General features: G+C 71.5%; 4 protein-coding genes. All 4 read right to left on the bottom strand.

Annotated features, from left to right (window positions below; genetic code table 11):
- Window positions 1-834: 834 nt before the first annotated feature.
- From whiA to uvrC, 4 genes are read right to left on the bottom strand one after another with little or no spacing between them, the layout of a single operon-like run.
- Window positions 835-1824, bottom strand: a complete 990-nt coding sequence (gene whiA / locus FF041_RS33610) for a DNA-binding protein WhiA (protein ID WP_153526246.1) — start codon at window positions 1822-1824, stop codon at window positions 835-837.
- A complete protein-coding gene (locus tag FF041_RS33615; RefSeq protein ID WP_323372517.1) occupies window positions 1815-2855 on the bottom strand; it encodes a gluconeogenesis factor YvcK family protein in 1041 nt (346 codons plus the stop codon). The genes whiA and FF041_RS33615 overlap by 10 nt, the downstream gene beginning before the upstream one ends.
- Complete coding sequence (gene rapZ / locus FF041_RS33620) at window positions 2852-3787, bottom strand: RNase adapter RapZ (protein ID WP_153487705.1); 936 nt, start codon at window positions 3785-3787, stop codon at window positions 2852-2854. Before rapZ ends, FF041_RS33615 begins: the two co-directional genes overlap by 4 nt.
- Window positions 3784-5802, bottom strand: coding sequence for an excinuclease ABC subunit UvrC (gene uvrC / locus FF041_RS33625; protein ID WP_153526247.1), 2019 nt, complete (start codon window positions 5800-5802; stop codon window positions 3784-3786). Before uvrC ends, rapZ begins: the two co-directional genes overlap by 4 nt.
- Between the last annotated feature and the right edge of the window lie 198 nt (window positions 5803-6000).

Consider the following 6000-nt stretch of genomic DNA (forward strand, 5'->3'; position numbering starts at 1 on the left):
ACCCCCCTTGCCTCTGTCTGCGGTGCTGGACGTCTGCCGGGAAATGAATAGACGCCAGACTGATCAGGCCACATGACCATGTCAATACGATGGCGGTCGTATATGAGGGAGGGGGGCGGGATTGCGGGGGTTCCTGGGGTTGGGGCTGGGGCTGGGGGCCTTGCCGGGTGTGGGGCTGGGCGCGGTGGGGTGGGGTGGGGTCCCCGGGGTCCGCTCCGGGTGGGGTGCGGTGTGCTGGGGTGCGGGGGCCGCTCCGGGTGCTTCGGTGTGGGCTGGGTGCGGTGTGCTGGGGTCCGGGGTCCGCTCCGGGGTGGTGCCGGGACTCATGATTTACGGCGCGTTTCCAGTCCCTGTTTAATGACGGGCCTCCTCCGCGCCACAAATCACGCTTTACGTCCCGGCACCACCCCTGCGCGGCCCCCTCCCATGAGACCTCAACCGCCCGCCCGCCGTCTATCCCGAGTGCCGGGGAGCGCAGACCCCTCCCGTGAGACTCGACCGCCGCCTATCCCGGGTGCCGGGCAACCCCGGCAAACCCAGCCCCTTGGGGGTCGGGGAAATTGAGGCGAGCAAAATCCAGCCCCTCCGGCGTTTGAGGAGCGGGGGCCAAAATCCAGCCCCTTGGGGGTTCCCCCGGACGGAGTCTGGGGGAGATTGAGGCGAGGGGAGCCAAAATCAGCCTCGCCGGCGTTTGAGGCGCGGGGGTTCGGGGGCTGGCCCCCGACAAGGGCCCGCGCAGGGCGGGGTGGCTCGCACACAAGATCCAGCCCCGCCGGCGATTGAGGCGCAGGGGTTCGGGGGCTGGCCCCCGACAAGGGCCCGCGCCGGGCGGGGTCAGCCGACCAGGCCGTCCGCCATCTCCTCGGTCAGATTCGACTCCGTCCCCGGAATCCCGAGATCCTGCGCCCTCTTGTCCGCCATCGCCAGCAAGCGCCTGATCCTCCCCGCCACCGCGTCCTTCGTCAGCGGCGGGTCCGCCAGCGCCCCCAGCTCCTCCAGCGACGCCTGCTTGTGCTCCATCCGCAGCCGCCCCGCCGCCGCGAGATGCTCCGGGACCTCCTCGCCGAGGATCTCCAGCGCCCGCTGCACCCGGGCCCCGGCGGCCACCGCCGCCCGCGCCGAGCGCCGCAGGTTCGCGTCGTCGAAGTTGGCGAGCCGGTTGGCGGTGGCGCGCACCTCGCGCCGCATTCGCCGTTCCTCCCAGGCGAGCACCGACTCATGCGCACCGAGCCGCGTCAGCAGCGCCCCGATCGCGTCTCCGTCGCGGACCACGACCCGGTCCACCCCGCGCACCTCGCGCGCCTTCGCCGCGATGGAGAGCCGCCGCGCGGCTCCGACCAGCGCGAGCGCCGCCTCCGGCCCCGGGCAGGTGACCTCCAGGGAGGACGAGCGTCCGGGCTCGGTCAGCGAGCCATGGGCCAGGAAGGCGCCGCGCCAGGCCGCCTCCGCGTCGCAGGTCGCGCCGGAGACGACCTGCGGGGGCAGCCCCCGGATCGGCCGCCCCCGGCCGTCCACCAGACCGGGCTGCCGGGCGAGCTGATCCCCGCCCGCCACCACGCGCACCACATAGCGGGAGCCGCGGCGCAGCCCGCCGGGGGCCATGACCATCAGCTCCGAGGTATGGCCGAAGATCTCCAGGATGTCGCGCTTCAGCCGGCGCGCGGCGATCCCGGTGTCGAGCTCCGCTTCGATCACGATGCGCCCGCTCACCAGATGCAGCCCGCCGGCGAACCGGAGGATCGCCGAGACCTCTGCCTTTCTGCAGCAGGTCCGGGTGACGGGGAGCCGGGAGATCTCGTCCTTCACCGCTGCCGTCATCGCCATGGGCCGATCCTTCCATGCATCCGAAAAATACGGTCGTACGCGGCGGCCAACAGCTCGGGGTCGTGCTTGCAAGCGCTGTCGGGCGAGGCCACGGGGGCCAGCTCGACCGCGGCGCCGAGGCTCTGGGCGGCCTCGGCGAGGGAATCGCGGTCGGGCACGGCGGCCTCGTCGGCCAGCACCACGTCCAGGGCGAGTTTAGGCGCGTGTCGTCCCAAAACCTCCAAATGACGCTGCGGGGAGAAACCTTCTGTCTCCCCCGGCTGGGGGGCGAGATTGAGCGAGAGAACCCGGCGGGCCTTGGTCTCCACCAGCGCGTCGAGCAGCTCGGGCACCAGCAGATGGGGGATCACCGAGGAGAACCAGGATCCGGGTCCCAGAACCACCCAGTCGGCGTCAAGAACGGCGGCGACGGCCTCCGGAACGGCCGGCGGATCGTTCGGGACCAGGTGCACGGACTGCACATCCCCCGGGGTGAGCGCCACGGTCGCCTGACCGCACACGGTCCCCAGCTCGTCCGGGCGGGCCGGGTCATGCCCCCGTACCAGCGCCTGGAGCTCCAGCGGCACGGCGGACATCGGCAGCACCCGGCCGTGCGCGCCGAGCAGCCTGCCCACCAGGTCCAGGGCCTGCACATGGTCGCCGAGCTGCTCCCAGAGGGCCACGATCAGCAGATTGCCGACCGCGTGCTCATGGAGGTCGCCCTGCGACTGGAAACGGTGCTGGATCACCCGCGACCAGGTCTGCCCCCAGTCGTCGTCCCCGCAGAGCGCCGCGAGCGCCTTGCGCAGATCGCCCGGGGGCAGCACCCCCAGCTCCTCCCGGAGCCGGCCGCTGGAGCCGCCGTCGTCGGCGACGGTAACGACGGCGGTGAGATCCCCGGTGATCCTGCGCAGGGCGGCGAGCGACGCGGACAGGCCCCGCCCGCCGCCGAGGGCGACCACCTTGGGCTGCGCGCCGCGGCGGCGGCCGTCCAGGGGCGTGTTGTACGCGGACCTGCGCAGCCGCCGCAGCCGCAGGGAACGTGCGGTCACTCGCGCCCCATGTCCCGGTGGACGACGACGGTCTCGATGCCCGCGGAGGAGAGCCGGGCGGCGAGCTTCTCGGAGGTCGCGACGGAGCGGTGCTTGCCGCCCGTACAGCCGACGGCGATGGTCACATACCGCTTGCCCTCACGGCGGTATCCGGCGGCGATCAGCTGGAGCAGCTCGGTGTAGCGGTCGAGGAACTCCTTGGAGCCGGGCTGGTTGAAGACGTAGTTCGACACCTCCTCGTTGAGCCCGTTGAACGGGCGCAGCTCGGGGACCCAGTGCGGATTGGGCAGGAAGCGCATGTCCACGACCAGGTCGGCGTCGACGGGCAGCCCGTACTTGAACCCGAAGGACATGACGGTGGCCCGCAGCTCCGGCTCCTCGTCGCCCGCGAACTGGGCGTCCATCTTGGCGCGCAGCTCGTGGACGTTGAGGCTGGAGGTGTCGATGACGAGGTCGGCGTCGCCGCGCAGCTCGCGCAGCAGATCGCGCTCGGCGGCAATGCCGTCGACGATCCGGCCGTCGCCCTGGAGCGGGTGCGGTCTGCGGACCGACTCGAAGCGCCGGACCAGGGCGTCGTCCGAGGACTCCAGGAAGACGATCCGCCGGGTGACCTGCTTGGCGTCCAGGTCGGCGAGGGATTCGCGGAGGTTGTCGAAGAACCGCCGGCCCCGGACGTCCACGACCACGGCGATCCGGGCGACATTGCCCTGGGAGCGCGCGCCGAGCTCCACCATGGTGGGGATCAGCGCGGGCGGCAGGTTGTCGACCACGAACCAGCCGAGGTCCTCAAGACATTTGGCGGCGGTGCTCCGTCCGGCTCCGGACATGCCGGAGATGATCACCAGCTCAGGGATGGCCGCCTCGGCCCCGGCGGGCTCGTTGGTGGTGCCCGTACTCACGTCTGTCGCTCCGTCTGTGTGGTGCTCGCTCATGTGGTGCTTCCCCCGTCGTTCTCTTCAATGATCTCTCCTGTTGCCGTATTCACGGCAGGGGCGGCCGGAGCCGCCTGGGCGAGGGCCGCGACCACGGACTCCGCGGTCTTGCGGCCCATGCCGGGTACTTCGCAGATCTGCTCGATTGTGGCCTGTCGCAGCCGTTTGACCGAGCCGAAATGCTTGATCAGCGACTGTTTGCGGGTTTCGCCGAGGCCGGGGACCGCGTCGAGGGGGCTGGTGCGGATCCGTTTGGCGCGCTTGGAGCGCTGGTAGCGGATGGCGAAGTCGTGCGCGGTGTCCCGGACTCTCTGCAGGAGATACAGCCCCTCGCTGGAGCGCGGCAGGACGACCGGGTCGCTCTCGCCTGGCAGCCAGACCTCTTCGAGTCGTTTGGCCAGTCCGCAGACGGCGACGTCGTCGATGCCGAGCTCGTCCAGGGCGCGGCGGGCGGCGGCGACCTGGGGCGCTCCGCCGTCGACCACGACCAGCTGGGGCGGGTAGGCGAAGCGCCGGGGGCGGCCGTCGTCCTCGGGCCGGCCGGCCGCCGGGGGCTCACCGGCGGCGGCGGTATCGTCACCGGGGGTGTCCGCGCCGATCCACTCCCCCGTGCGGTCCTTCTCGGCGAGATAGCGGCGGAAGCGGCGGCTGATCACCTCGTGCATCGAGCGGACGTCGTCCTGGCCCGCGAAGCTCTTGATCTGGAAGCGGCGGTACTCGCTCTTGCGTGCCAGGCCGTCCTCGAAGACCACCATCGACGCCACGACGTCCTCGCCCTGGAGGTGCGAGATGTCGAAGCACTCGATCCGCAGCGGCGCGGAGTCGAGCCCGAGGGCCTCGGCGATCTCCTCCAGGGCCCGCGAGCGGGTGGTGAGGTCGCTGGCGCGCTTGGTCTTGTGGAGCGCGAGCGCCTGCTGGGCATTGCGCTCGACGGTCGCCATCAGGTCCTTCTTGTCGCCGCGCCGCGGGATGCGCAGGGACACCAGCGAGCCGCGCCGGGCTCCGAGCCACTGGCTGACCGCCTCGGGGTGCTCGGGCAGGGCCGGGACCAGGACCTCTTTGGGGACGGCGTCGCCGCTCTCCTCCCCGTAGAGCTGCTGGAGGGCGTGTTCGACGAGCCCGGGGGTGTCGACGGCCTCGACCTTGTCGGTGACCCAGCCGCGCTGTCCGCGCACCCGTCCGCCCCGGACGTGGAAGATCTGCACGGCGGCTTCGAGCTCGTCCTCGGCGACGGCGATCAGATCGGCGTCGGTGGCGTCGGCGAGGACGACCGCGTTCTTCTCCAGGGCGCGCTTGAGCGCCTCTATGTCGTCGCGGAGCCGGGCGGCCCGTTCGTACTCCATCTCCTCGGCCGCCGCCGTCATCTGCTTCTCCAGCCGGCGGATGTAGGCGCCGGTGCGGCCGGCCATGAAGTCGCAGAACTCCTCGGCCAGTTCCCGGTGCTCCTCGGGGGTCACCCGGCCCACACAGGGCGCGGAGCACTTGCCGATGTAGCCGAGGAGGCAGGGGCGGCCCTTCTGCCGGTGGTTCTTGAAGACGCCGGCGGAGCAGGTGCGGACGGGGAAGACCCGCAGCATCAGATCGACGGTCTCGCGGATCGCCCACGCATGGCCGTAGGGGCCGAAGTAGCGCACGCCCTTGCGCTTGGCGCCGCGCAGCACCTGGACGCGGGGGAACTCCTCGTTGAGCGTGACGGCGAGGTAGGGATAGCTCTTGTCGTCGCGGTACTTGACGTTGAACCGGGGGTCGAACTCCTTGATCCAGGAGTACTCCAGCTGAAGCGCCTCGACCTCGGTCGCGACGACCGTCCACTCCACCGAGGCGGCGGTGGTGACCATGGTGGCGGTCCGCGGGTGCAGGCTCGACAGGTCCTGGAAGTAGCTCGCGAGCCGCTGGCGCAGGCTTTTCGCCTTGCCCACGTAGATCACCCGGCGGTGCTCGTCCCGGAATTTATAGACCCCCGGCGAGTCGGGGATCTCTCCCGGCTTGGGTCGGTAGCTGGAGGGGTCTGCCATGTCGTCCACCCTACTGGCGGTGACTGACAGTCCGGTCGTCTCACTCCCCGGTACGGGTGCCGCACCCCCGCCCGTCCCCTGCGCGAGTGCCCGCCGCCGGGGAAGGGCGGCGGGCGCTCGGGCCGCCGGGAGCGGGTCCGGCCACGGGGGCTCCCGGCCCGCTCTCAGGCCCGGCGGCGCAGCCGCAGAGCCGTCACC

The organism is Streptomyces jumonjinensis (assembly GCF_009600885.1).
Lineage (GTDB): Bacteria > Actinomycetota > Actinomycetes > Streptomycetales > Streptomycetaceae > Streptomyces > Streptomyces jumonjinensis.